Below are 24,779 nucleotides of genomic sequence, written 5' to 3'. Positions count from 1 at the left end.
GGCGGGCTAGGCAATATGGGCGGGGCCAAGGGCCGGGATATTGCTTTTTCGGTGCACCACCGTTAAGTAGCAGATCGCTGAGTTCTTATGGTCCATTAAGTAGCACAATCGCCGATCCGACCAGGATTTCCGGGGTGCTACATAAACCGGCCTTAAGTAGCCTTGGCATACCTCCTCCGCCAGCATCCACTTCAGGTTGAAAAAACGGCGGAAATCTGCTAAAAATTCACTCTTTCTGGTCAGGTGCGTTTGTCGCCGTCCATGCCTGTCCGTTCCCCATTGGGGGTATCGGGAAGGGGTATGAGGCTAAAGCGTGAAACGCGATACCCCCAGGAAGCGGTCGAGGCAGATGGGATGATCGACTGATGGCGCTTTCGGACGCGAGAATCAGGGGGCTGAAACCTCAGGACAAGCCTTACAAGGTCGCTGACGAGCGCGGCCTTTTCCTCCTGATCAGCCCAAATGGCAGCCGGCTATGGAGATTGAAATTTCGGATCGATGGGCTTGATGCCCAAGGACGGTTCAAGAAGGTCGAAAAGCTACTCTCGCTTGGCGCTTATCCGGATGTGTCTCTCAAGCGAGCCCGTATATTGCGGGACGAGGCGCGGGAGGTGCATGCTACTGGCTTGGACCCCGCTCTCGAAAAGCAGAAGGCTAAGGCAGCCGCCAGGATCAGCGCGGAAAACAGCTTTTCCAAGGTGGCCGAAATGCTTCTGGAAAAGCAGGAGCGCGAGGGGCTTGCGGAAGCGACCATCAAGAAAAGGCGCTGGTTCATCAAGCTCGTCTTTCCTGTTCTGGGGAAGCGGCCAGTCTCCGAAATCCAGCCGATGGAGGTGCTGCTAGCTCTGCGGCCAATCGAGAAGAAGGGACGGCATGAGAGTGCGAAACGTGCGCTGAATTTCATCGGGCAGGTATTTCGTTACGCAGTGGCATCTCAATGGGCGGCTGGAGATCCGACGCGCGATCTTCGTGGTGCGCTGACCATACCCAAGGTCAAGCATCACGCGGCCATTCTCGATCCCGAACGGGCGGGCGAGATGCTACGTGCCATAGATGGATATGAGGGGCAGCCGCTGACGCGCTGGGCCCTGCAGTTGTCGGCGCACCTTTTCGTTCGGCCGGGGGAACTCCGGAAAGCCGAATGGACAGAGATCGATGTGGTGAAGTCCGTCTGGCGCATTCCGCCCGCAAAGATGAAGGGACGGGTCGAACATCAGGTGCCTCTGTCGCGGCAGGCTTTGGCGATCCTGACGGAGATCAGAAATCTAACCGGGAGGGGGAAGTATGTTTTTCCTTCGATCAGAAGCGCGGCAAATCCGATGTCAGAGAATACCGTCAATGCGGGCCTGCGGCGGCTGGGTTATTCAGGCTACGAGATGACGGCGCATGGCTTTCGGTCCATGGCGTCCACTCTCCTGAATGAGTGCGGTAAGTGGCATCCGGATGCGATTGAGCGGGCGTTAGCGCACAAGGATCGCGATTGCGTTCGAGCGGCTTATGCTCGTGGACCCGTCTGGAATGAACGTGTCGAAATGGCGCAATGGTGGAGTGATTATCTGGATCGGCTGAAGGACGAGCGGAAGATACTGCGTCCAAGGGACGCAAGGACCGCAACGCCATGCTCTCACCGCACCTGCTGGACTTGCTCCGTCAATGGTGGCGCGAAGGCAAGCGGCGCGGAGTGATGCTACCTCATGGCTGGCTGTTCCCCGGCCGCAGCGGCACGGATCCGGTCTCGGCTCGCCAGTTGCACCGCGTCGTGCAGTAAGCGGCCGAGCGCGCCGAGATCCACAAGCGGGTAAGCCCGCATACACTGCGCCACTCGTTTGCCACACACCTGCTCGAGCAAGGCGTCGATATCCGGGTCATCCAGGTGCTGCTGGGACACGTGAACATCAACACGACCGGCATCTATACCCAGGTCTCGAGCAAGACGATGCGGGCGGTGGCCAGCCCGCTCGACCAGATCGTGGCCGTGATGGAAGGCAGGGCACCTTCCGGTTGAGCCGGTGCGTGGGTTCCTGCACTGGAGGCTTTCGTACGCAAGCGCCCGAAACCCTTCACAGATCAGGACATTTCGTAGCCCAACCTTGAACGGCTGCTCTCGTCCAAACCAGTCACTCGTGACTGCAGATAGGGTAAAGGATCGCCTCTAAAGCTGTTTTGATGGACCCAGCCGGAGATCCATGCCCCGAGTTTGGGAAGCTTACCTCGCCAGCGCCCGTGATGCAGGTGCGTAACTTCAAGTCTGTCACTGGCAAAACCTTTGAAATTGGGTCGCGGCATGAACCACGAGTGGTTGGCGGCTACCCTCGCCGGGGTATTGCCGAACCACACAAACGCATCCACCCCTCATGTAGATCGGAAGCAGTAGATATCGGTTAGAAATGAGTACCGACCGGAAAAGGCTGTCAATTCCGTGCTGCATAACGACCCTTCTTCCGTAAATGCCAAGTGCGGTGGGGATCTTTGCAAGTCTATAGGAGGCACTATGGCAAACCCTGAATTTTATCCCCTTCCGACCTGGAGCCCGTTCTATGAACGCCCCAAGCACATATTCAAGAATTCTTCGCTTATAACGATCATAGGAAAGGCCAGACCCGGCACACTCTCTGATTTAGTCGCTTGGCCTTTAAAGCCGGAGATAGCCGAAGGTGAGTATTTCTGTCTCTGGCTAAGTCATTTTGATCGGATATTGATGGAGAATGCCACCGAACGCAACGCGCTGCTGTTTGATATTGGTATGCCTGTGTCTTACGGTGAGATGCGTGGCCGCCACTGCTTTCTTGAATATTTAAACAGTGGATTTGGAGTATCGGCCGGCCGAGAGCTTTGGGGCTGGCCGAAAAAGCATGCGGAGCTCAGTTGGGTCGAGCATGATGGGCGCTTCCATATCGAAGTTAAGAAGGACGGCTACACACTCGCCATCATCAACTTCGAAGAAAGGGAACCGCTGAACGCAAGCGCATGGCCCCACATCCCCGGCTTTGGCGACTCGGACCCTTACCTTCAAGTGCGTCCACATGGGCAGGTGGATGCGAGCGGAGCTTTGCCTCTGGATGTTATCGCTACGGACCCCGACGACGCTGCCGTGTTTCACTCTGTGAATGGCGGCGACGCAAACATCCAGTTCTTTGACGGGCCGACCGATCCGCTTTCGTTTCTGGGCCCGGTCGAAATCGTCGCGGCGCGGATCGACCGTTATGATTTTGAATTCGGTTGGCCACGAGTCGTAGCGACCGAGAATTTGCAAAATCCGAGGCAGTATTCTCAGGAACGGATGGCTTTGGCCAAGAAGCTGCGCGCACAAGCTGGATTTGGCCACTCGGACAATCCTACGCGTCTTTGACCTTTTCAGAGGAGCTGACTGATACCCTCATTACGGCGCAGATCTTGGCCACAAAGCAAAATTTCAGGGGAGGAATATGAACAAGATGACTAGATTGCTGTGCCGCCGACCTCTAACAGCAGCACTCCTGGCAACATCGATAGCAAGCAACGCGGCCTACGCGCAGCAAGCTGATGAACCTAAGGAAAAGACGTCGGCAGTGGAATCGACAGAGATCGGTGAAATCACCGTGACAGCACAACGGCGCGTCCAAAATATCCAGAAAGTAGGAGTTGCCATTTCGGCCATCGGTGCTGATGGTCTTGCTTCGTTGGGCAGGCAAGACATAAGCGCCATTACTAATCAGATACCGAGCGTACAGGCAAACACATACAGCGCGACCCAAGTCGTGTTTAATATCCGGGGCGTATCACAAAACGACTTTGCCGATTCCCAAGAGGGACCGGTCGCGTTCTATAACGATGAGGTGTATGTCGCATCGCTGGGAGCAATTAGCGGCCAAAACTTCGACCTTGAAAGAGTCGAAACCCTTCGCGGACCACAAGGTTCCTTGTTCGGTCGCAATGCTACCGGCGGGCTAGTCCAGGTATTCACTGCCAAGCCATCTCGCGAACTTGAAGGCTTTGGAACGCTCACCGTCGGCAGTTATGGCCAGATTAGCACTGAAGCAGCGATAAGTGGCCCAGTCAATGACAGCGTGCGCGCCCGCTTATCGATCTCCACGAACCATAACGATGGCTATCTGAGCAACGATCAGGGCCGCGACAAGGGCTATACCAATTTCTATGCTGGCCGTCTGCAGCTAGCGGCTGATGTCGGACCATCCACTACGCTGCTCGTGAAGGGCCAGTTGCTGCGTAACGCCAATGATTCAGCCGGATTGTATGGCCACACGACAACAATCCAGAATGAATTTGGCGTCGGCGCACCAGTAGGTCCCAACGATAATCCGTACGGCACCTGCAACGGCTGCGATCTTTTTGGTTACAAAGATGCAAATGATGACATTTACGTCAGCAATACGAACCGGCTAGGCGTGTTTGACCGTACTTATTATTCGGCTACCGCACGGCTTACACATGATTTCGGCTTTGCGACCCTCGCCTCAATTACCGACTATCAGAATCTGAAGAAGCTATATCAGGATGATGGAGACGGTAGTCCCAATGACATATTTACTTATGACTCCCGTCAACAGCTAGAGCAATGGTCTGAAGAGCTCCGCCTAAGCGGTGAGACCAGCGGGATAAACTGGACCGTCGGGGGATATCTTTTCCGTTTAAAGACTGCCAACCAATACGTTGCAGACTTTCCTTTATTTTTCGACCGTCTCGACTATTATACAGATATCCGAACCCAATCTGAAGCTGTATTCGGTCAAGTCGAATATCCATTCTCCAACGTTTTTTCCGCAATAGTGGGCGCACGGTACAGTTGGGAACGAAAGACGCTTGACTATGGAGTATCAGACAACGGTGTCCTAAATACAGTTGTAAACCGCATAACGCACCCCGAAATTTCATCTAAGACTTTCAACAATTACAGTGGCAAGGTGGAGTTAGATTTCAAGCCTAGCAATTCGGCACTTTTCTACGTGAGCGCAAATCGCGGTACTAAAGCAGGCGGATTCGGCACTCTGGGCTATGTCCCGCCAGATATTGACCGAATTAATTACGGTGAAGAAATTTTGACAAATTACGAGGGAGGTTTCAAGCTAACTCTATTTGATCGAAAACTGCACTTTAATGGATCGATATTCCATTATGATTATGATGGCTATCAAGCCTACTCGGTTATCGGTACGACCCAGTTCATTACGAACAAAGATGCGCGAATCGATGGTGTAGAACTTCAAATAGACGGAAGGGTGTCAGATGCTTTAACCTTCAGCCTGTTTGGCACCTATTTGGACGCCAAGGTCCGCGATATAGCAATGCCGACTGGCGAGCGCTTAAGCCGCCGCATGCCCCAGGCACCCAAGTGGAGTTTTGGCGGCATGGCTCGCTACGAGTGGAATGTTGGGTCAAACGAGATGGCCCTTCAGACCGACTGGAAATGGAATTCAACCCAATATTTTGATACGTTTAACTCCCCGATTAGCCTGCAGAAGGACTATGCAATTGGCAACATTCGCGCGGAGTTCAAGCCCTCTAAGGCGCCGTTCGACATTGCAGTCTTTGTCCAGAACGTTACTGACCAGAAGTACCTCGTATACAGCACCGATCTGTCTTTTATCTCGCTTGCCCAACATGTATTTGCCCGGCCACGATGGGTTGGTGCATCGATTACATTCAAATTGAGATAAGAGGCGCCGCCGGGTAGCTACCTAAGAACAGGACTCATTGATTAATCCAGAAGATGACGATTGCAGCGATGCAGATGGCCGACATGAAGGTGTGAGCGCGGCGGGTCGTAGCGGGTATGGATGCGGCGCCAGTCCTTGAGCCTGTCGAACCTATTCTCGATCTTGTGACGCTGGCGATATAGCATAGCGTCTTGCGGAATCGGCACCTTCCGGTTCCGCTTTGACGGGATGCAGGCCGTGATGTTGCGTTCGGCGAGGGCCTTGCGGAACCAGTCGGACGCCTCGAAAAACCTCTGGCGGTTACCCCGGCGTCGTGATTCACTTGCTTTCGCGATGATCGGAGGCGGTGATGGCGCGGCAGGCAGGTTTTTGGAATTACGAGGAACATCTGGCGCGGCTTACCAAGGGCGGCGATCCGCTGGTGACATTGGCCGAGGTGGTCGATTTCGAGCCGTTCCGCTACCGTCTGGAGAAGGCGCTGAAGCGCTCGGATGGGGCGAAGGGCGGCAGACCGCCCTATGATCCCGTTATGATGTTCAAGGTGCTGGTCCTCCAGGTGCTGTACAATCTGTCGGACGATCAGGCGGAGTTCCAGATCCGGGACCGGCTGTCGATCCTGCGGTTTCTGGGCCTGACGCCCAATGTGCCGAGCCCCGACGCCAAGACGATCTGGCTGTTCCGCGAGCACCTGGTGCAAGCCCGAGCGATCGAGAAGCTGTTCGCGCTGTTCGATGCGCGGCTGAATGCCAGCGGTTATCTGGCGCAGGGCGGCAGATTATCGATGCGACGGTGATCGCCGCACCGCGCCAGCACCTGACCGACGAGGAGAAGGCCTTGATCAAGGAAGGCAAGGCGGCGGACGAGATTTGGCCGGACGAACCGGCCAAGGCGAACCAGAAAGACATCGACGCGCGCTGGACGATGAAGCGCGGCAGTCTCAAGCGAAGAGGGTGTCATCACCGTCACCAAGGCCGATCCGGGCCAACATGCTTCGCTCATTGAGCGGCTACGCACGCTGTCCCGGCTCGGCCTGGCCGAGGAAGGCAGGAACGGTCGCTGGACGCTCGACCGTGAACTGGAGCCCACGCTGCGGCGCATGGGCGAGCGCGGCGACATTATCCGGACGCTGAACCGGGAGCTTCGGGAAGCAGGCATCCATCGTCCGCCCCACAACCATGCCCTGTACGATCCCGCTCAGGGCAAGACGATCACCGGCAGGGTCGTCGCCACTGGCCTGTCCGACGAGCATCGCGACCGGCGCTATCTGATCCTCGACGGCATTGATGGCCACAGCCACTATGCCGATATCGGCGAGGACCAGCAGGCTGTTCGAACGGGCAGCATCGTCCGCCTGTCGTCGGCACCGGTCGAGGTACGCGATGTCGATCGCACGGTGGCTAAAATCGCTGCCCAGCATCAGGGCCGATACAGTGTCGACCTCCATCTCGCGCAAGACAGGACGATAACCGAGAGCGCAGCAGAGATGCATGTCCGTCGGCTCGAGGCCATGCGGCGTCTGATTGGTGCGCCCGACCGCCAAGCTGACGGCAGTTGGGTCATCAGCCAGGACCATCTGGCTAACTCCGAACGCTATGAACGGGAGAAGGGCCGACGCCTGCCGGTTCGCATCGAGACCCTGTCGGTCAGGCCACTCGAACAGCTCGCCACTCATCAAGGCGCGACGTGGCTCGACCGCGAGATGGCCAGCGATCATCCGCAGCAGCTTTCCGGTGGGTCGGGGCGGATGTTAGGAAGAGCCTTGTCCAGCGGCAGGCATGGCTCGTGGAGCAAGGGCTGGCAGAACAGGAGGGACAGACTGTCCGCCTCCGCCGTGATTTGCTTGTCGTCCTCCAGCAGCGCGAGCTCAGCCGAACCAGCCAGCAGATCGAACAGGAAACCGGGCTGAGACATGTCACGCCGCGGCGCGGTGAGCCGATCGAGGGCATCTATCGCCGCGCCGTGGCCCTTGGGGACCAGCGCTATGCCGTGATCGAGAGGGCGCATGAGTTCAGCCTCGTGCCCTGGCGCCCGGTTCTCGAGCGGGCCGTCGGCAAGCCCGTGTCTGGCGTCATGCGTGAGGGTCCGATCAGCTGGACCATTGGCGGCAGGAGTAGGGGATTGGGCATCAGCTGACCGGCCGCCCTCCGACGGGCACCTCACGGCACCATGGAGACACTGTCGCCCCGTGGCGACTTGGCGGATGTTGCGGGCCATGAAGACGTTCAAGACCCGCCATCAATTCTACCTTCCCGATCACCTGTCGGCTAAGCTGGATGCATTGACCGCCAGCCCCGGCACGTCGAAGACGCAGATATTGACCGACGTGCTTAATGCTTGGCTTGAGCGCAGGGGCGCGCAGGAACTGGACCAGCGGTTAGGGCCGGCTTGACCGGCAGAACCGGACGGCCGAGCGGCTCGAGCGCAAGGTCGATGCGCTGACCGAAATGCTGGGTCTGTTCATCCGGCACCAGCTGACGCTGGTGGCAGACCAGCCGCCCTTCGACAGCGACACCGCCCGCCTGGGAAGGGCGCGCTATGTCAGCTTCATGAAGCTGGTCGAGCAGCGCCTGGTGCGACAGTGGTGAGGTGACTGCCCTTGCGAAGCCGGAGGAACAGCCATGAGCATCGAGCCATGCCCCGCGCCGATCACGGTCCGCATTAAGGATGCCTGTCGCATGACCGGAATCGGCAGGTCCAAGCTCTACCTGCTCATTGCTGAGGGCGAGATCGAAACCATCAAGGTGGGCAGTATGACGCTCATACCGGTCGCATCGCTTGAGACCTTCCTCCGCAGCATGCAGCAAGGCAGCTAAGCGCCAATTTTGGTCGTAGCCGCGGCAGGATTATGAGCTCCGAACCCGCCGTTCGCTTCAAGTGTCAGAGCGATGCTGCGCTTCAGCGTCGTCATCAAGATGGCGCGATGACGGCGTGGGTGCGATGTGGCGCTGCTCAACAGCCATATGTCTGTTCGGCAGTGTTGCCCAACGATCCGACAACGTGACCGGGTCGGATATGTGCGTGCCGAGAACAAACAGCATGGCGCCGCTTGTGACGCTGAGGAAACTTGCAGCCGCAACGACCATTTCTGTGATAGTCGCCTCATGCGCGGGCGGAAGATTCACCACCCGAAATAGCAGCTTCAGTCCCAGCCCGCCGACGACAATAAGCAAAAGCCCGGCCAGCCTGAGGCACAGATTTTGCTTTAAGCTCTTCTTCCTTACCGTCATGCCGCCCTCCATCGTGGCGTCATGGGATTTACGGAGCGGCGTATATGCTTTCGAGCGGCTGAAGTTCAGATCATCATAGTATTTGCATAGGCTTTGCCGACGCGGCGATGCGACCCGCAGCTAATCCGCCATCAGCCGGTATCCAATGCCGAGTTCATTGACGATCATCGACGGCTGTGCCGGGTCTGCCTCCAGCTTCTGCCTCAGATTGCGCACGACGATCCGCAAATAGTCGATCCGGCGGTCATGATCGTGCGGCCACGCGGCTTCGAGTATCCGCTGATGGGTCACGACACGTCCGGGGTGGAGCGCCATTTGGGTGAGGACGTCGAACTCCTTGCGGGTCAGATGCACTTCCTCGCCATCGCGCAAGATAAGTCGATTGGCGAGGTCAATTTGCACAGCACCGGAATGGACAACGGGTGCGGCGCCCTGAGCCGCCACGCGTTCCCGCAGCGAGGCGCGAAGGCGGGCGAGAACTTCCTCGCTGTCAAACGGTTTGGTGACATAGTCATGCGCGCCCAAATCGAGTGCGGCGACCTTCTGCTCGGTCGCTTCGCGAGCAGAAACGACGATGATCGGCGCGGCCAGCGCCGCCTTGAGTAACTGGATGATCTCCAGACCATCGCGGTCCGGCAGGCCAAGATCCAGGAGGATGGCATCGGGTTTTGCCCGGCGGGCCTCCTCCAAAGCTTCTGTCGCGTTGACTGCCTCAACCACGTCATAGCCGGCTCGCTTCAGCGTGCCCTGCAACAGGCGGCGGATATGCACTTCATCATCGACGACGAGAATCCGCTGGGTGCTCATATATGCTGATCCTGCTCGGTGGTGCGGGTGAGGAGATGGTCGGGGAAATGCAGGCTGAACCGGGCGCCGCTGCCATCGGTACGGTTACCGGCATCAACGCTTATGCCCATGGCTTCGGCGAAGCCCTTCACGATGGCGAGACCAAGTCCAGTGCCGCTGATCAACCGATCGGATCCCTCCAATCGCTTGAAGGTGTCGAAAACCTCCTTCTCCTGCCCTGCGGGAAGCCCAGCCCCCTCGTCCACCACCGACAGGACGAGTTCGCCATAAGTCCGTTCGGCGCGGATCGTGATCGGGGTTCCCGGATCGCCATAGCGGCCGGCATTGTCCAGCAGGTTGAGCAGGCAGTGATGGAAAAGCTGTGCATCGACATTAACGAGAGGCAGGTCGGGTGGAACGTCGAGCTGGATCGGATGCCCTTCAAGCGATCGGCGCGTGTCATGGACGGCCCTGCTCACAGCATCGGTCAGATCGACCGGTTCGATATGCAGGCGGAGCGCCCCCGCCTCCACCCGCGCCATGTCGAGCAGATTGGCGACAAAGCGGTTGAGGCGCAACGCCTCGCTTTCGATCGTGTCCAGCAGGGGGTCGTGACTGCGCTTGCGTAGTTCCGCCGCCGCGCCAAGAACAGCCGTCAGAGGTGTGCGCAGGTCATGGCTGACGGACGACAGCAGCGCGGCGCGCAGCCGGTCGCGTTCGCGCACCTTGTCGAGATCGCGCATTTCGCTTTCGAGGCGCAGCCGCTCCAGTGCGAGCGAGGTTTGATCCAGAAGGCTGGTGAGCAGCGGAAGCTGATCCGATCGGATCGGGTCCCTGCCGTCATCGCGTGCGAAGCCCATGACCGCCAGAACGCGCTCGCCTGCGCGGAGCGGCTGGAACTGCCAGTCCGATGCCGTCAGGCTGCCCGTTCCCCTCCCGGCGGGTTGGCCTGTGTCCAGCACCCATTGCGCCGCGGCCAGTTCCATCGTCTCGACGTTTACGCCCGGTTCGCTTGCGGCTTGTACGATAAGCCCTGTTCGGTGTCGCTCAAGGATCAGCACGCGCAGATTGAGCAGGCGGCCGATTTCCTGGCAGGCGGTTTTCCCCACCTCATCCCTATCGCCGAGCGCAGTCAGTTGCCGCAGATAGCCGGCGAGCGCTGCATTCGTCCGCGCGCTGGAAGCGGCGAGGTCGGCCTGCGCGCGCACACGGGCCGTCAACTGGCTGGTGACGATGGCGACGCCCAACAACACAAAGATCGAGATGATATTTTCCGGGTTGTTGATCGTCAGCGTGCCGGTGGGAGGCAGGAAGAAGAAATTATAGGCGAGGCTGGAGGCTATCCCCGCGAAGAGCCCCGTTCGCAGGCCAAAGAGGCTGGCCGCGACCATGACCGGGAGCAGATAGAGCAAACCGACATTGCCTAGGTCCAGAATATGAAAAAGCGCTGACCCGAAGGCCGTCACCCCCGCGACAAGCAATGTGGTCCAGACATATCCAGTGGGTTTGCCCCAGTGGCCGCGATGCCGTGGCCCAACGGTTCTGGCGGGACCTGTTTCATCCAGCGGCAGGACATGGACCGCCACGCCCGGCGTTTCCCGGACCAGCCGGTCCACGATTGATCCATGCCGGAATTCGAACCAGCGGGAGCGCAGGGACTTGCCGACGACAAGCTGGGTGGCGCGCGCTTCATCGGCGTAGCTTTTGAGGCCTTCGACCACGGTGGGTGCAGGCAGCGTGGCGACCGTCGCGCCAAGGCTGGAGGCAAGATTGAGCGCTGATGCGATGCGGCGCATCTCCTCCTCGCCGAAATGCTGCGCGCGGGGGGTTTCGATATGGATCGCGCTCCAGGGCGCGTGGGCGGCGTCGGATATGCGCTTGGCAGCGCGCACCAGCGCCTCTGTGCCCGGCAGTTCGCTCACCGCCACCAATATGCGCTCACTCCCCGCCCAAGTGCCGCCCAGGGCCTGCGCCCGCAGATCCTCCAGCATTTGCGCGTCGACCGTCTGCGCGGCGCGCCGCAGCGCCAGTTCGCGCAGGGCCGACAAATTGGTTTTTGAGAAGAAGTGCGCGAGTGCGCGAGTTGCCTCCTGCGGCAGATAGACCTTGCCGTCCTTCAGACGTTCGATGAGTTCGGCGGGCGGGATATCGACGACCTCGATCTCGGCCTGTTCGAGGATGCTGTCGGGAACGGTTTCACGCACCCGAACGTGGGTGAAGGAGGCGACGACGTCGTTCAGGCTCTCCAGATGCTGGATGTTGAGCGTCGAATAGACGTCGATCCCCGCGTCGAGCAGCTCCTCCACATCCTGCCAGCGTTTGGGATGGCGGCTTTCCGGAGCGTTGGTGTGGGCTAACTCATCGACCAGCGCCAGCGCGGGGCGCCGCTCCAGCAGGGCGTCGATGTCCATCTCGGTCAGGACATGGCCCTGATAGTCGATGGACCGGCGCGGCAGTACTTCCAGCGCGTGAGTCAGCGCTTGCGTTTCGGAGCGGCCGTGTGTTTCCACAATGCCAACGACGACATCGATCCCTGCCTTCTGTCGTGCAGCCCCCTGCACCAGCATTTCATATGTCTTGCCAACGCCGGGGGCGGCCCCCAGAAATATCTTGAGCCTGCCGCGGCCCTCCTGTTCCGCCGCGCGCAGAAAGGCTTCGGGTGCGGGCCGTTCCCGTTCGTTCAACGCGCCCTGCCGGAGAGTTGATCAAGCTGTCGGTTGAGCGCGAGGACGTTCACATGATCCTCACCCAGAAATCCCAGCAAAGGCTGTTCAATGTTGCGGCGAACGAGATCGCGCACCCGATTTTCTTCAAGCCCGCGCACCTGCGCTACGCGGGGCACCTGCGCCATTGCGGAAGAAGGCGAGAGATCGGGATCGAGGCCCGAACCGCTTGCCGTGACCAGATCGGCCGGGATCGGGCCGGATACGCCCTCCGCGCGGCGCTTCTCAGTATCGGTCTTTACGCGATCGGCCAACGCCTGCGCCGCCGGACCGAAATTGGAGCCACCCGAAGCGCGGCCGTCATATCCTTTGCCCGCCGCCGATGGCCGCGTCTGAAAATAGCGGTCGGAGGTGAAGGCCTGCCCGATGACGGTTGAGCCGATCACCCGGTCGCCGTCGTCGCGGATCAGGCTGCCATTGGCTGCGCTGGGGAAAATGGCCTGTCCGATCCCGGTCATCACCAGAGGATAGGCGATTCCGAGCAGCAAGGCGAACAGGATCGTCATGACGATCGCAGGCCGCAGCGAAGAGAGGAAGTCCTTGCCCATGAGAAGTTCCTTTATGCGAGACCGAGACCGCCGACGACCATGTCGATGATCTTGATGCCGACGAACGGCGCTGCCAGACCGCCAAGGCCATAGATGGCGAGGTTGCGCGCCAGCAGCGGGCCTGCCCCCATCGGTTTGTAGGTCACGCCCCTCAGCGCCAGCGGAACCAGCAGCGGAATGATGAGCGCGTTAAAGATGATAGCGGAGAGGATCGCGCTTTCCGGCGTGGCGAGGCCCATGACGTTGAGAACGCCGAGGCCCGGATAGAGCGCCACGAACATGGCCGGGATAATCGCGAAATATTTGGCGACGTCATTGGCGACCGAAAATGTGGTAAGCGCGCCGCGGGTCATCAGCATCTGCTTGCCGAGCCCGACCACCTCGATCAGCTTGGTCGGGTCGCTGTCGAGATCGACCATATTGCCTGCCTCGCGTGCGGCCTGCGTCCCGGTGTTCATGGCAACGCCAACGTCGGCCTGCGCGAGCGCGGGCGCATCGTTGGTTCCGTCGCCGCACATGGCGACCAGCTTGCCACCCTGCTGCTCCCGGCGGATGAGGTCCAGCTTGTCTTCCGGCGTCGCCTGCGCGAGGAAATCGTCCACGCCTGCCTCGGCGGCTATTGCGGCGGCAGTCAGGGGATTGTCGCCGGTGATCATGACGGTGCGGATCCCCATGCGACGCAGTTCGGCGAACCGTTCCCTTATCCCCGCCTTGACGATGTCCTTGAGCGCGATCGCGCCCAGCAGCCGGCCGTCCTGCGCAACCGCCAGCGGGGTCATGCCCGCGCGGGCAATCTCGTCGGTGATGCGGCGCAACTCGGTCGCGGCGGCGGTTTCGTCGAGGCCCGGATTGGCCTTCAGGATCGAGTCCACCGCGCCCTTCTGAATCAGCGTTCCGCCGGCTTTTACGCCCGATATACGGGTTTGAGCGGTGAAGGGGATGACCGTTGCATCGGCGGGCAGGTCCGCCCTCCTCACGCCGAATTTCTCTCGCGCCAGCACGACGATGGAGCGGCCCTCCGGCGTCTCGTCGGCCAGGCTGGCGAGCAACGCGGCCTCAGCGAGCTGGCCCGGCTGTGTGCCGTCCACAGTTCGGAATTCGGACGCCTGCCGGTCGCCAATGGTGATGGTGCCGGTCTTGTCGAGCAGCAGCACGTCGATGTCGCCCGCCGCCTCGACCGCCCGGCCCGACTTGGCCAGCACGTTGAAGCGCACCAGCCTGTCCATGCCCGCTATACCGATGGCGGACAGCAGGGCTGCGATGGTCGTCGGAATCAGCGTGATGAGCAGCGCGGCGAGGATCGCGACGGGGATCGTGCCGCCAGCATAGCTGGCAAAGCCGGGGATCGTTCCAACCGCGATCAGGAAGATGATCGTAAGGCCGACGAGCAGGATAGTGAGGGCGATCTCATTGGGCGTTTTCTGCCGCTCCGCGCCCTCGACCAGCGCAATCATCCGGTCGAGAAAGCCTTGGCCCGGATCGACCGTGACCCTGACCCCGATCTCGTCGGAGATGACGCGGGTGCCAGCGGTCACGGCCGAACGGTCGCCGCCCGCCTCGCGGATCACCGGCGCGGACTCGCCCGTGATGGCGGATTCGTTGACGGATGCTACGCCCTCGATCACTTCGCCGTCGGCCGGGATCAGGTCACCGGTGGTGACGAGCACGATGTCGCCCGCGCGCAACTGGCTGGCGGGCAGTTCCTCGATGCGGCCATTCTTAATCCGCTTTGCGACCAGTTCCGCCTTTGTGGCACGCAGCGAAGCGGCCTGCGCCTTGCCACGCCCTTCGGCCAGCGCCTCGGCGAAGGTGCCGAACAGCACGGTCAGCCAAAGCCAGACGGCCAGTTGCAGCTTGAAGCCGATTGCCAGCGCGTCGCTGCCGATGACGAGCAGGATCGTCAGCAGCAATGCAACGCAGGCGGTGACGAACATCACCGGGTTGTGGATCAGTTGCCTGGGATGGAGTTTGAAGAATGCGTCACGGATCGCAGGCACGATCAGTTCCGCCGTGAACATGGATTTGCTGGTTGGGCGTGCCATCGAGCGCTCCCTTTAGAAACGTTGTCCACTGATCATCGCGAGATGATCGGCGACGGGTCCGAGCGCGAGGCTCGGCAGGAAAGTGAGACCGCCCACGATCAGGACGATGCCGACCAGCAGCCCGACCCACAGGCCGCCCGTCGTGGGGAAGGAACCCGCGCTTTCCGGCGTGTATTTCTTGGCAGCCAGGCTGCCCGCGATCGCCAGCGTCGGTACGATCACGAAGAAGCGCCCCAGCCACATCGCGATCCCAAGCAGGCCGTTGTAAAAGGGCGTGCCGGCCGTCAGCCCAGCGAAGGCAGAGCCGTTATTGCCGGTGGCGGAGGTGTAGGCGTAGAGGATTTCCGAAAAGCCGTGCGGCCCCTTGTTGAGCGGCCCGGCAAGCCCGGCGGGCAGAACGGCGCTCAGCGCGGTCAGCCCAAGTATGCAGAGCGGCAGAATAGCAATCGCGAGCACCGCCAGCTTCACTTCCCGCGCCTCGATCTTCTTGCCGACATATTCCGGTGTCCTGCCGACCATCAGCCCAGCAACGAACACGGCAAGGATGGCAAATAGCAGAAACCCATATATACCCGCGCCGACGCCGCCGATAACGACTTCTCCCAACTGCATGTTGAACAATGGGATCATGCCGCCGAGCGCTGTAAAGCTGTCATGCATGGCGTTGACCGCGCCGCAGCTCGCCGCTGTCGTGACCACCGCGAAAAGGGCGGAGGCGGCGATGCCGAACCGGACTTCCTTGCCCTCCATATTGCCGCCGACAACACCAAGGTTGTGAAGAACGGGATTGCCCGCCGCCTCCTGCCAGTAAGTGACGGCCACGCCCAGGAGGAACAAAAACGTCATGGCCGACAATATCGCCCAGCCTTGCCGGGTGTTGCCAACGGCCTTGCCGAAGCACCAGGTAAGGCCGAAGCCGATCACGAAGATGGAGAGCATCTGAACAAAATTGGTAAGCGCGCCCGGGTTCTCGAACGGATGCGCAGAGTTGGCGTTGAAGAAGCCCCCGCCGTTGGTGCCCAGCATCTTTATCGCTTCCTGAGAAGCAACCGGGCCGAGCGCTAGCACCTGCTTTGCACCCTCCAATGTTGTCACATCTACCGAGGCGGCCAGCGTCTGCGGCACGCCAGAGGCAATAAGAAAGACGCCATAGACGATGGAGATAGGCAGCAGCAGATAGAGGGTGATGCGCGTTACGTCCGCCCAGAAATTACCGATACTGGCTGCCTCCCGCCGGGCAAAGCCGCGGAAGAAGGCAAAGGCGAGCGAGATGCCAGTGGCCGCCGACAGGAAATTATGCAGCGTCAGCGCCAGCATTTGCGACAGGTTCGACATCGCCGCCTCGCCCGAATACCATTGCCAGTTGGTATTGGTCGTGAAGCTGATCGCGGTGTTGAATGCGCCGTCCGGGCCGATTCCGGCATAGCCCATATCATTGAGCGGCAGCAGACCCTGGAGTCGTAGCACGGCATAGGTGAAGATAAGCCCGACGAAATTGAACAGCAGCATATGGACCGCATATCGGCGCCACCCCTGCTCCACAGCCGGGTCGATGCCGGACAGTTTGTAAAAGCCTTTTTCAATTGGTCCAAGCACGGCATGAAGCGGTGTGCGGCGCCCCTCGTAGAGCGCGAACAGCCACAGGCCGACCGGCTCGGTCAGCGCCACCAATATGCCGATGAAAGCGACTATCAGCATCCAGCCCTGGATGGTCATGGTCCAAGCTCCCCGTCAGAAGCGTTCGGGGCGGATGAGCACCGCCACGAGATAGAGAAGAAGGCCGATCGCGGTGAGCGCGGCCAGCGAGAGGTCAAGCGTCATCGCCGTCTCCCTCACGCATGGTCGCACAATCGGGCATAGGCGAGCGTTGCCGCCAGCAACCCGAGTAACGCGCCGATCCAAAGCAGATCTTGCATCGTCTCTTCCTTCTACCAAGCTGGTGCCAGCGCCGAGCGCAGAAGGGATAAGATGGCTATAATCCTGGTCATGCCGATTTCCCCAAAGACGCGCCGCGCTGATATCGGCAGCGATTCGTGAGGGATTTCAGATATTGCCGATGACCATTGCTTATCGAGATCGAGAGGCGGCGATCTTCATAGTATTTGCATAGGGTTGGCGATATTTCATCAGCTCTGGGAAAGTTTATTGCCCTTGGGTATTTCGCTGGACTTAGGCGAACTTCTCCTCCCGCTGAATCGCAGTCGAGACGTGTGGGGCGACCGGCTGGCGCTGGCAAAATGAGGGAGAGTGGCAGCTTGCCTCGTTCTACTATCTTACCCGGCCATTCCGCAAACGGCCAGCCGATGCCATTGAGTGCCTGCCAAACGACGTTGCCTTGCACGAGTTTTCAGAGAATCGGGCGTCGATGATTCTGAGTTTTGACGGAATTGTGACTCGAACGCGTGCCGGAAGTCGTCAAAAATGTCGGGGGGTAAGGGCGGGGTTGTCGGTCAACCTGACTTTTGAGAAAGTCGAGAAGACCAGCCATATCAAGGCGCTATTCGAGTCACGTAAGCGCACCGTAGCCTTGGCTTTATCGGCCGGGCCTCCCCCACTGAAAGCGCTGTGAGATGGTCCCTCGTGGTCCCAGTGGGAGTCGCGTTGGGCTTATGATTCGGCAGGACTGAGGGAATGGCGGTTAAATCGGCGCTCCATTTTTCATAGGCCGACTATAAGCTTCTGTGCCCTGAGGTAGCGCAGCCAATCGTTCGCTGCCGTTTCGAACATCGTAAGGCTGTCATGAGCGTGACCATCCTCCGCATGATAAATCAAGGCGAACTCTCGATCGGTATCAGCCAAACCCGGCATGTGAACCAACTCGACGGTTCCTCCGAGCCAATTTTCCTCACGGTAGGCACCGTGCTTCGCGGTGTTGGCGATATCACGAAATGCTGGCTGCATCGGGACCGCTGCCTGGATATCTTTCCGGTACTTGGCTGAATTGAAGCCGTTGCGTCGTTCTCGCTGTTGCAACTCCTTGCTCGCCCAGTCTTCCAATGCGCGGGCTGTAATCGCAAAGTTGATTGCGCCAAACATCAGTGAAATAGCATCCACTGGCCGCTTGCCATGAGCGTCCTTGATCAGGTTCGCCTCCCATCGCAATTTGATCCACATCGTCTGCGCACCGTCGCCGATCGCAAGATGGCGGGACGGGAGTGACTTACTTTTGGAGCCGGGACGCAACGGAAAACCTTCATTGAGAGAGTTGAGTAGCGCGATGGCTAAGTGGATTAGAACCCGTCATTATCGGCCGGATCTTCCGTACTGCAAGGCCTGCGAGATGGGGCCGTCGCGGATTCTCACCATATTCGTTCATCACTCAAACGCTTGGAGCGATGTAGCCCAGCCGTCCGCCCGATCACGGGAGGAAAAGACCCTACTCGATAAAGGCCAAATAGAGGTCGAAATTGCCATATTGTGCGCTGCGATAACCGGTGAAGGCCGTGCTTGTGTCACGAGGGTAACAAATCTGAGTTCAGTTCGAATTTTCTCGATAGAATGATCGCTTGTGGGAGGGGCGGGACTCATCAGGGTAGTATAAAGCTCCGGCAAAAGTCTGATAACTGCGACTAATTTGCGCGACCTTACATTGTTTGACGGCCTCGCTTGAAATGCGCATATATGTGCGCATGAATCTGAGGAGGCTCTCATGGGCAGGCGCGAGTATGATTTGGCGACGCAGGCTCGCAAGCCGACCAATGTGTCACTGGATATAGCTCTGGTAGCTGAAGCGAAACGGCTGGGCATCAATATTTCCCGCGCCTGTGAGGTTGGATTGGCTGAGCAGATTGCGATGGAGCGGGGCCGCCTCTGGAAAGAGGAGAATGCTGCCGCGTTAGAAAGCTCGAACAGCTATGTTGAACAGCACGGTCTGCCCTTGAGTCAGCATCGTCGGTTCTAATGGCTAAGTTTGATGTGTACCGATTGAAGCAGGGCGGTTCGTATGTGCTCGATTGTCAGGCAGACCTTCTGAGCGATCTCAACACTCGTTTGGTGGTCCCACTGTTGCCGATCAGCGAGGCTCCGAAACCCGCTATACGATTGAACCCGATTTTGGCTGTGGAAAGCGAAAGGCTGGTAATGGTGACGCAGTTTGCAGCGAGCGTCCCGACCCGTGAACTGGGGGATGCCGTCCAATCCCTCACTTCTGAACAAGACGCTGTTAGTGCTGCGTTGGATATGCTGATTATCGGATTTTGAAAGGGCAATCGGGTCGATTGTCGTGGCGGTCCGCAGCTATGGCGCAGGTCGCATTCGGACTTCGCATCGTACCAAAGTACCTTCAATAGGAAGTGATGGCGATCGCCGACTCCCGCTGATCCGGGTCTGCGAGATGCTCGTGAGGTTGTGCTTTACCTCTCGACCTACATCATCGTGGCGCCATTCGTATCGCGCCGTCCAGCCGGATCACTTCCCCGTTCAGCATCGGATTGCGGATGATGGCTTCGACCAGCTGAGCATATTCCGATGGCTTGCCCAGTCGGCTTGGATGCGGAACCTGGGCACCGAGCGCATCCTGCACGTCGCGCGGAAAGCCTTCCACCATCGGAGTCAAAAATATGCCGGGAGCGATGGCCATGACGCGGATCTTATGGGGAGCAAGATCGCGCGCGACCGGCAACGTCATGCCCGCTACCCCGGCCTTTGACCCCGCATAGGCAGCTTGGCCGATCTGCCCTTCATAGGCTGCGACCGAGGCGGTATTGACGATCACGGCGCGTTCGCCGTCCATCTCCTCCAGATCCGCCGCCCGAGCGGCGAACTTGGACAGCAAGTTGAAGGTGCCGATGAGGTTGATCTCTATCGTCTTGCGAAAAAGCGCCAGCTGGTGGGGGGCATTTTCCTTGCCGACCGTCTTCATCGCGGGCGCGATGCCTGCGCAATTGATGAGGATCCGCGCCACGCCATGGGCCTGTTCGGCAGCGTCCAGACCCGCCGAGACGCTGGCTTCGTCAGCTACGTCAACCTGAACGAAATGGCAGCCAATCTCAGTCGCGGTGGCGCGTCCTGCCTCTTCATTCAGATCGAAGATCGCGACCCGCGCCCCTTTGTCCGACAGCATGCGAGCCGTGGCTTTACCCAGCCCTGAAGCGCCGCCCGTGACGACGGCAGCGAAATCCTTGATGTTCATGCTTTTCTCCGGTCAGATCAGTTCGATAGCCATGGCCGTAGCCTCGCCGCCGCCTATGCACAGGCTCGCCACACCGCGCTTCAGGCCCCTATTTTCCAGCGCCGCCAACAATGTCGCGAGGATGCGCGCGCCTGATGCGCCGATGGGGTGGCCAAGCGCCGTGGCTCCGCCGTTGATGTTCAGCTTGTCCACGGGGATGTTGAGGTCCCTCGCCGCGATCATCGCCACGACAGCAAAGGCTTCGTTGACCTCGAACAGATCGACGTCTTCGACGCGCCAGCCAGCTTTATCCATCACCTTCCGCATCGCGGGTACGGGAGCGGTTGTGAACAGCGCGGGCTCATGAGCGTGCGCGGCGCTGGCGACGACACGGGCGATCAAGGACAATCCCATCTGCTCCGCAACGCTCCGCCGCGTCATGACGAGAGCGGCCGCGCCGTCCGATATCGATGAGGCGTTCGCCGCCGTTATCGTCCCGTCAGTCACGAAGGCGGGTTTGAGGTGCGGTATCTTCTGCGGCTGCGCCCGGCCAGGCTGCTCGTCGGTATCAACGATATTGTCGCCGCTACGTCCTGTGACCGTCACTGCTGCGATCTCGCGCGTGAATGCCCCGCTGGCGATCGCTTCATTGGCACGGGCGAGGGAGCGTATGGCGTAATCATCCTGTTCTGCGCGGCCGAACTGATATTCGCGCGCGGCTCGTTCGGCAAAGACACCCATCGCCTTGCCCGGCTCATAGGCGTCCTCCAGCCCGTCCATCATCATCGTGTCGATGATGCGGTCATGCCCGATGCGCGCGCCCGACCGGTGCTTGGGCAGGGCATAGGGGGCGTTGCTCATGCTCTCCATCCCACCGGCGATGATGATATCGGCCGCGCCGGATGCCAGCGCCTCCTGCGCCATGATGGCGGCCTGCATGCCCGACCCACACATTTTGTTGATGGTGGTCGCTTCGGTATTGAGGCCAAGGCCCGCAGCCAACGCCGCCTGCCTCGCTGGCGCCTGGCCGAGTCCAGCGGGAAGGACGCAACCCATGTAGATGCGGTCGACGGCGTCCGGCGACAGTGCTGCCCGCTCCATGGCGGCCTTGATGGCGGTGGCGCCAAGCTCCGTCGCCTTCAACGAGGACAGTGCCCCCTGAAAGCCGCCCATGGGCGTGCGGGCATAAGCTGCAATGACGACGGGATCCCGTTCCATAATTCAACCTTCAATAGTCAAGGGCAGCGCCCTTCGAGTTGCCAGCGGGCGTGAGCGGCCAACCTGCATGCAGTCTTACGTTGAGCGGACGATGCTGCTCAAAAACTGAACGCGCCGGTCTACGGCCTGGGTGGCGATGGCCAAGGGCAGCCAATCGAAGCCGTGCACCCCGCCGGGGTACACTTCCAGGATGGCTGCCTTGCCCGCAGCGCGCCAGCGTTGCTCCATGAACAGCGTGTCGTCGAGCAGAGGATCGTGCGTGCCCACTGTGAACAAGGCGGGCGGCATCCCAGCGATGCTGCCGTATAGCGGCGACACTTTGGGATCGAACCTGTCCTTGCCGGGGGGCAGGCCCAATCGGTGCATAATTTCGTCATGCCAGTCGAGAGGGGTAGTTTCGGCCCATGCAGCCGGACGCTGGGCGTCATGTTGAAATCATAGACGCCGTAGACAAGATCGGCTCCCACGAACGGCGTGAGGTTCGCTTCGTCGCGAAGACGCTGAAGGGTCAGCGCCGCCAGATGACCACCAGCGGAATCGCCGCCCATCACGAACGGGCCGGAAAATTCCTTCTGACCGGAGGTAAAGAGCCACCTCGCCGCTGCCAGAACATCGTCTGGCCCTGCCGGAAAAGGATTTTCGGGCGCCAGACGATATTCCGGAGCGACGACTGCGACTTCCGCCTCCCGGCAGAATCTCCAGAGGAATGACAGATAATCTTCCGGCTTTTGCGCAACCCAGCCGCCGCCATGCACATAAAAATAGGTGCCCCGTGCCTTGCCGGGTGGCTGGAGGATCATCAGACGAACAGGCTTGGCTGATGGACCCGGGATCAGCTTTTCACTGACAGCCGATTTTGGCGGCATCGGCATCAGCTTCATGCCCGGCGTACCGGCGGCTGCGACATCTGGCGTCCAGGCGGGTGGACCGTAGAAGAGCTTTCTGATCTCCTTCACATCGCTCAAAAGCTTCAAATCAGCATCATCCGCCTCAATGATAGCATTGACCCGCCTGGTCGCTTCATCGATCGAACTGGGCAGGAACCGTTGATCCAGCGTCGGCGCAAGGTCGCCTTCCGCTGGCGATTTCGCTACCGCCGCCTGTCCGAAAGCTGCCTGCGCGGCCAGGATCCCGGCAATGCTGCCAGCGAACAACTCACGCCGGGAAGTTTGCATATCCACTTTCGAATTGCTCAAGTGACCCTCCACGCAAATGACACAGGGACTTTAAAATTTGGCCTGGGCCGGTTGCGGACCAGGCCGTGATCCGATCAATATTTGAAGCCGACGGTGAATCCATAAGTTCGTGGCGCGTCCAGAACCACGGCCGTCGACAAAGTCGTCGTCGCCAGGAAATTGACGACCTTTTCATTGGTCAGATTTTCGCCCCATAGCTTCACGTAAACGCGATCCCCCGGAAGCGTGTAGCGTATGTTTGCGGCCAATAATGTATAGGCCGGTTGACGCAGCCTGTTGTCGACTTCCGTGTAAAAGCCAGAATTATGGGAGACCGTACCGACCAGTTGCCATTCACCATGGTCGGTTGGAATCTTGTAAACGCCTGTGAGAGAGCCGGTAAAGCCCGGAGCGAGCGGAAGCTTGTTGCCCCGCGCATTGTCGGCATATTGCTCATATCCGCCGCCAGGCAGGGGGCGGTAGAAGACCGCCTGATCGAAATCTCCAAACTTTGACTTCATCAGCTCAAAGTTACCCGACAGGGTCAGGCGCGGCGTGACCTGCGCATCTATGTCGACATCAGCCCCGTAAATCCTGGCTTTGGGTCCATTATAGAGCACCAGGCTGGTCGCACCCAGCCCGACGATCTGGATATTGCTGTAATCATAGTAGAAGCCCGCAACATTGAGCCTCAATTTCCGGTCGAGCAGGCTCGTCTTCACGCCCGCTTCGTAGGATATGAGCTCCTCCGCCTTGTAAGGAGGGTTTGTGATGACGTCCAAATTGAACCCGCCACTCTTGAAGCCCTTGTTGATGGAGGCATAGCCCAATGTGTCCGGCCCGAAATCATGATCGATCGCGGCGCGCCATGTCACCACGCCCTGCGACACCCTTTGATCGACGTTGGCGACTTCAACGTCTTCGGTTCCGCCGCCTGCAAGGGGCAAGGTGGCGATTTCGATCCCGTTCATCTTGCGCCGTTCCTTCGTGTAGCGCAGTCCAAGGGTAAGCCGCGTGTCGTCGGTCAGCTTGTACGTGCCTTGGCCATAAGCGGACAAGGACCGCGTGCGCTGCCGGGCATGTGCGACATCCAGAAGGGCTGGGGCGAGCAATCCGCCTTCCAGATATGTGTCCACCTGGTCGCGCGATGACAGGAAATAAGCGCCGAGCTGCCACTGGAGTCTAGACCCGGGATTGCCGATCAACTGCAATTCCTGCGTGAACTGGCGGTTTCTAAGATCGTTTGTTACGTTGACGGCATAGATCGGCGTCGCATCATAATCCAGGTCCTTTGGCAAAGCGTGGGTCTTGCGATAGGCGGTGAGGCTGACGAGCGTTGCGAAGCCCAAATCCTGCTCGATCTTGGCTGAAACGCCGCCGGACTCGCTCTTCTGCCTATCGATCGTATCGACATTGGAATCCCAATCCTTCGCCGTCTCCCTGGTGCCGAAGGCTGAAACGGTGCCCGTGACCTGATGCGGGGTCAGTCCGCCAACGGACTTATATTGCTCATAGTCGCCCGTGAGCGTGATCTTGGTTCCGTCGGTGGGTTCAAGCAGCCATTTGCTCCGCGCGGAAAAGACCAGCGGCTTGCGATGGACGTCCCGTCCGTCCGGCAGGTTGCGGCCCCAGCCATCGCCCTGGCGGCTTGCCTGAAGCGCCAAATTAGCTTTGATACCGTCCGCCAACGGCCCGCCAGCGTAGAATGATCCTTCGACTGTATCGTAATTACCGTACCCAGCTTCTCCCTCAGCCTCGAAGCGATCCGTAGGCGACCTTGTAATGACCGAAATCAGACCCCCGGTGGAATTGCGGCCGAAGAGCGTTCCCTGAGGCCCCTTCAACACTTCAACGCGGTCGACATAGTTGATGGCCAGGACGGCGGGGTTGAAGGTGGGGAGGAAAACGCCATCGATCGAATAGGCCACTGCGCTGTCATTGCCATCGACATTCGTCTGACTGCCGACCCCGCGCAAATGAGGCGGGCGGTTCGAGTTGTCTCCTGGTCCGGCGAACCCGGATATCATAGCGGTCAGGTCGTTAAGTTGAGTGACGCCTGTATTTGCCAGGGCTTCGGAAGTCATGGCGCTGATAGCGATCGGCACCTTTTGCAGGTTTTCGGAGCGGCGTTGGGCAGTTACGATGATATCGCCTAATCCCTGTTCGGGCGATGCTGAGGATGCCGGAGCATCAGGATAGGCTGGATCAGCAGGCGTCGGGGCGGCGTATACCGCCGTGGTGCTGCTCATCGTCGCAATCAATGCCATCAATTTCAGATTTTTCGACATTTTATTCC

General features: G+C 59.6%; 22 protein-coding genes and 3 pseudogenes. 12 read left to right on the top strand and 13 right to left on the bottom strand.

The window, feature by feature from the left end; translation table 11 throughout:
* Positions 1 to 365 precede the first annotated feature (365 nt).
* The 4 genes and pseudogenes from IZV00_RS09365 (at position 366) to IZV00_RS09350 (ending at position 5,654) form a co-directional block, all read left to right on the top strand.
* The gene (locus tag IZV00_RS09365; protein ID WP_196224405.1) at positions 366 to 1,685 is read left to right on the top strand and encodes a tyrosine-type recombinase/integrase; all 1,320 of its coding nucleotides are present in this window, start codon (positions 366 to 368) and stop codon (positions 1,683 to 1,685) included.
* A pseudogene (locus IZV00_RS09360) lies at positions 1,595 to 2,005 on the top strand (tyrosine-type recombinase/integrase); the annotation flags it as partial. The gene IZV00_RS09365 and the pseudogene IZV00_RS09360, both read left to right, overlap by 91 nt.
* Positions 2,006 to 2,491: 486 nt before the next feature.
* A complete protein-coding gene (locus IZV00_RS09355) occupies positions 2,492 to 3,349 on the top strand; it encodes an acetoacetate decarboxylase family protein (protein WP_196224404.1) in 858 nt (285 codons plus the stop codon).
* A gap of 76 nt (positions 3,350 to 3,425) precedes the next feature.
* Entirely contained in the window at positions 3,426 to 5,654 is a 2,229-nt protein-coding gene (locus tag IZV00_RS09350; protein WP_196224403.1) for a TonB-dependent receptor, read from the top strand.
* A gap of 41 nt (positions 5,655 to 5,695) precedes the next feature.
* On the opposite strand, the gene IZV00_RS21510 is transcribed toward IZV00_RS09350, so the two are convergent.
* Positions 5,696 to 5,884, bottom strand: coding sequence for a transposase (locus IZV00_RS21510; protein WP_443020077.1), 189 nt, complete (start codon positions 5,882 to 5,884; stop codon positions 5,696 to 5,698).
* A gap of 119 nt (positions 5,885 to 6,003) precedes the next feature.
* Here IZV00_RS21510 and IZV00_RS09340 point away from each other — a divergent pair, with 119 nt between their 5' ends.
* From IZV00_RS09340 to IZV00_RS09320, 6 genes and pseudogenes are all read left to right on the top strand, one after another.
* Positions 6,004 to 6,447 (top strand): transposase, encoded by a 444-nt coding sequence (locus tag IZV00_RS09340; protein ID WP_196224402.1) that lies wholly within the window; start codon positions 6,004 to 6,006, stop codon positions 6,445 to 6,447.
* Positions 6,444 to 6,656, top strand: a complete 213-nt coding sequence (locus IZV00_RS09335) for a hypothetical protein (protein ID WP_196224401.1) — start codon at positions 6,444 to 6,446, stop codon at positions 6,654 to 6,656. The genes IZV00_RS09340 and IZV00_RS09335 overlap by 4 nt, the downstream gene beginning before the upstream one ends.
* Positions 6,610 to 7,787, top strand: a pseudogene (locus IZV00_RS21505) (DUF3363 domain-containing protein). The gene IZV00_RS09335 and the pseudogene IZV00_RS21505 overlap by 47 nt, the downstream one beginning before the upstream one ends.
* 79 nt (positions 7,788 to 7,866) lie before the next feature.
* Positions 7,867 to 8,043: a hypothetical protein gene (locus IZV00_RS21155; protein ID WP_230463162.1), complete on the top strand. Its 177-nt coding sequence runs from the start codon at positions 7,867 to 7,869 to the stop codon at positions 8,041 to 8,043.
* Positions 8,044 to 8,098: 55 nt separating this feature from the next.
* Positions 8,099 to 8,239, top strand: coding sequence for a hypothetical protein (locus tag IZV00_RS21150; protein ID WP_230463161.1), 141 nt, complete (start codon positions 8,099 to 8,101; stop codon positions 8,237 to 8,239).
* A gap of 33 nt (positions 8,240 to 8,272) precedes the next feature.
* A complete protein-coding gene (locus tag IZV00_RS09320; RefSeq protein ID WP_196224400.1) occupies positions 8,273 to 8,467 on the top strand; it encodes a helix-turn-helix domain-containing protein in 195 nt (64 codons plus the stop codon).
* A 57-nt stretch (positions 8,468 to 8,524) separates the two neighbouring features.
* On the opposite strand, the gene IZV00_RS09315 is transcribed toward IZV00_RS09320, so the two are convergent.
* From IZV00_RS09315 to IZV00_RS09280, 8 genes are all read right to left on the bottom strand, one after another.
* A complete protein-coding gene (locus IZV00_RS09315) occupies positions 8,525 to 8,881 on the bottom strand; it encodes a hypothetical protein (RefSeq protein WP_196224399.1) in 357 nt (118 codons plus the stop codon).
* 120 nt (positions 8,882 to 9,001) lie between these two features.
* A complete protein-coding gene (locus IZV00_RS09310) occupies positions 9,002 to 9,688 on the bottom strand; it encodes a response regulator (protein WP_196224398.1) in 687 nt (228 codons plus the stop codon).
* Complete coding sequence (locus tag IZV00_RS09305) at positions 9,685 to 12,351, bottom strand: sensor histidine kinase (protein ID WP_196224397.1); 2,667 nt, start codon at positions 12,349 to 12,351, stop codon at positions 9,685 to 9,687. Before IZV00_RS09305 ends, IZV00_RS09310 begins: the two co-directional genes overlap by 4 nt.
* Complete coding sequence (gene kdpC / locus IZV00_RS09300; protein ID WP_196224396.1) at positions 12,348 to 12,938, bottom strand: potassium-transporting ATPase subunit KdpC; 591 nt, start codon at positions 12,936 to 12,938, stop codon at positions 12,348 to 12,350. The genes IZV00_RS09305 and kdpC overlap by 4 nt, the downstream gene beginning before the upstream one ends.
* Positions 12,939 to 12,949: 11 nt before the next feature.
* A complete protein-coding gene (kdpB, locus tag IZV00_RS09295; RefSeq protein ID WP_196224395.1) occupies positions 12,950 to 14,980 on the bottom strand; it encodes a potassium-transporting ATPase subunit KdpB in 2,031 nt (676 codons plus the stop codon).
* Positions 14,981 to 14,992: 12 nt separating this feature from the next.
* A complete protein-coding gene (kdpA, locus tag IZV00_RS09290) occupies positions 14,993 to 16,696 on the bottom strand; it encodes a potassium-transporting ATPase subunit KdpA (RefSeq protein WP_196224394.1) in 1,704 nt (567 codons plus the stop codon).
* A gap of 15 nt (positions 16,697 to 16,711) precedes the next feature.
* A complete protein-coding gene (gene kdpF, locus IZV00_RS09285; protein WP_143761320.1) occupies positions 16,712 to 16,801 on the bottom strand; it encodes a K(+)-transporting ATPase subunit F in 90 nt (29 codons plus the stop codon).
* An 837-nt stretch (positions 16,802 to 17,638) separates the two neighbouring features.
* Positions 17,639 to 18,094: a hypothetical protein gene (locus tag IZV00_RS09280; protein ID WP_196224393.1), complete on the bottom strand. Its 456-nt coding sequence runs from the start codon at positions 18,092 to 18,094 to the stop codon at positions 17,639 to 17,641.
* A gap of 535 nt (positions 18,095 to 18,629) precedes the next feature.
* Here IZV00_RS09280 and IZV00_RS09275 point away from each other — a divergent pair.
* The gene (locus IZV00_RS09275) at positions 18,630 to 18,881 is read left to right on the top strand and encodes a type II toxin-antitoxin system CcdA family antitoxin (protein WP_196224392.1); all 252 of its coding nucleotides are present in this window, start codon (positions 18,630 to 18,632) and stop codon (positions 18,879 to 18,881) included.
* Positions 18,881 to 19,180, top strand: a complete 300-nt coding sequence (locus IZV00_RS09270) for a CcdB family protein (protein WP_196224391.1) — start codon at positions 18,881 to 18,883, stop codon at positions 19,178 to 19,180. Before IZV00_RS09275 ends, IZV00_RS09270 begins: the two co-directional genes overlap by 1 nt.
* 169 nt (positions 19,181 to 19,349) lie before the next feature.
* Here IZV00_RS09270 and IZV00_RS09265 read toward each other — a convergent pair whose 3' ends face one another.
* From IZV00_RS09265 to IZV00_RS09250, 4 genes and pseudogenes are all read right to left on the bottom strand, one after another.
* Positions 19,350 to 20,111, bottom strand: coding sequence for an SDR family NAD(P)-dependent oxidoreductase (locus tag IZV00_RS09265; protein WP_196224390.1), 762 nt, complete (start codon positions 20,109 to 20,111; stop codon positions 19,350 to 19,352).
* Between the two features lie 12 nt (positions 20,112 to 20,123).
* Positions 20,124 to 21,308, bottom strand: a complete 1,185-nt coding sequence (locus tag IZV00_RS09260; protein ID WP_196224389.1) for an acetyl-CoA C-acyltransferase — start codon at positions 21,306 to 21,308, stop codon at positions 20,124 to 20,126.
* A gap of 75 nt (positions 21,309 to 21,383) precedes the next feature.
* Positions 21,384 to 22,108: pseudogene (locus IZV00_RS21500) on the bottom strand (alpha/beta hydrolase).
* A 470-nt stretch (positions 22,109 to 22,578) separates the two neighbouring features.
* On the bottom strand, positions 22,579 to 24,750 hold the full coding sequence (locus tag IZV00_RS09250) for a TonB-dependent receptor (protein ID WP_196224387.1): 2,172 nt from the start codon (positions 24,748 to 24,750) through the stop codon (positions 22,579 to 22,581).
* Positions 24,751 to 24,779: the final 29 nt, after the last annotated feature.

Origin of the sequence: Sphingobium sp. Cam5-1 (genome assembly GCF_015693305.1) — a bacterium.
Classification (GTDB): Bacteria; Pseudomonadota; Alphaproteobacteria; order Sphingomonadales; family Sphingomonadaceae; genus Sphingobium.
Note: the sequence above shows the minus strand (reverse complement) of the source record. Positions and strands in the feature narration are given on the sequence as shown.

Excerpts from the sequence above, each read along its gene's own strand:
- IZV00_RS09365 (WP_196224405.1), top strand. The coding sequence starts at position 366 with ATGGCGCTTTCGGACGCGAGAATCAGGGGGCTGAAACCTCAGGACAAG.
- IZV00_RS09355 (WP_196224404.1), top strand. The coding sequence starts at position 2,492 with ATGGCAAACCCTGAATTTTATCCCCTTCCGACCTGGAGCCCGTTCTAT.
- IZV00_RS09350 (WP_196224403.1), top strand. The coding sequence starts at position 3,426 with ATGAACAAGATGACTAGATTGCTGTGCCGCCGACCTCTAACAGCAGCA.
- IZV00_RS09340 (WP_196224402.1), top strand. The coding sequence starts at position 6,004 with ATGGCGCGGCAGGCAGGTTTTTGGAATTACGAGGAACATCTGGCGCGG.
- IZV00_RS21155 (WP_230463162.1), top strand. The coding sequence starts at position 7,867 with ATGAAGACGTTCAAGACCCGCCATCAATTCTACCTTCCCGATCACCTG.
- IZV00_RS21150 (WP_230463161.1), top strand. The coding sequence starts at position 8,099 with ATGCTGGGTCTGTTCATCCGGCACCAGCTGACGCTGGTGGCAGACCAG.
- IZV00_RS09320 (WP_196224400.1), top strand. The coding sequence starts at position 8,273 with ATGAGCATCGAGCCATGCCCCGCGCCGATCACGGTCCGCATTAAGGAT.
- IZV00_RS09315 (WP_196224399.1), bottom strand. The coding sequence starts at position 8,881 with ATGACGGTAAGGAAGAAGAGCTTAAAGCAAAATCTGTGCCTCAGGCTG.
- IZV00_RS09310 (WP_196224398.1), bottom strand. The coding sequence starts at position 9,688 with ATGAGCACCCAGCGGATTCTCGTCGTCGATGATGAAGTGCATATCCGC.
- kdpC (WP_196224396.1), bottom strand. The coding sequence starts at position 12,938 with ATGGGCAAGGACTTCCTCTCTTCGCTGCGGCCTGCGATCGTCATGACG.
- kdpB (WP_196224395.1), bottom strand. The coding sequence starts at position 14,980 with ATGGCACGCCCAACCAGCAAATCCATGTTCACGGCGGAACTGATCGTG.
- kdpA (WP_196224394.1), bottom strand. The coding sequence starts at position 16,696 with ATGACCATCCAGGGCTGGATGCTGATAGTCGCTTTCATCGGCATATTG.
- kdpF (WP_143761320.1), bottom strand. The coding sequence starts at position 16,801 with ATGACGCTTGACCTCTCGCTGGCCGCGCTCACCGCGATCGGCCTTCTT.
- IZV00_RS09280 (WP_196224393.1), bottom strand. The coding sequence starts at position 18,094 with ATGTGGATCAAATTGCGATGGGAGGCGAACCTGATCAAGGACGCTCAT.
- IZV00_RS09275 (WP_196224392.1), top strand. The coding sequence starts at position 18,630 with ATGGGCAGGCGCGAGTATGATTTGGCGACGCAGGCTCGCAAGCCGACC.
- IZV00_RS09270 (WP_196224391.1), top strand. The coding sequence starts at position 18,881 with ATGGCTAAGTTTGATGTGTACCGATTGAAGCAGGGCGGTTCGTATGTG.
- IZV00_RS09265 (WP_196224390.1), bottom strand. The coding sequence starts at position 20,111 with ATGAACATCAAGGATTTCGCTGCCGTCGTCACGGGCGGCGCTTCAGGG.
- IZV00_RS09260 (WP_196224389.1), bottom strand. The coding sequence starts at position 21,308 with ATGGAACGGGATCCCGTCGTCATTGCAGCTTATGCCCGCACGCCCATG.
- IZV00_RS09250 (WP_196224387.1), bottom strand. The coding sequence starts at position 24,750 with ATGGCATTGATTGCGACGATGAGCAGCACCACGGCGGTATACGCCGCC.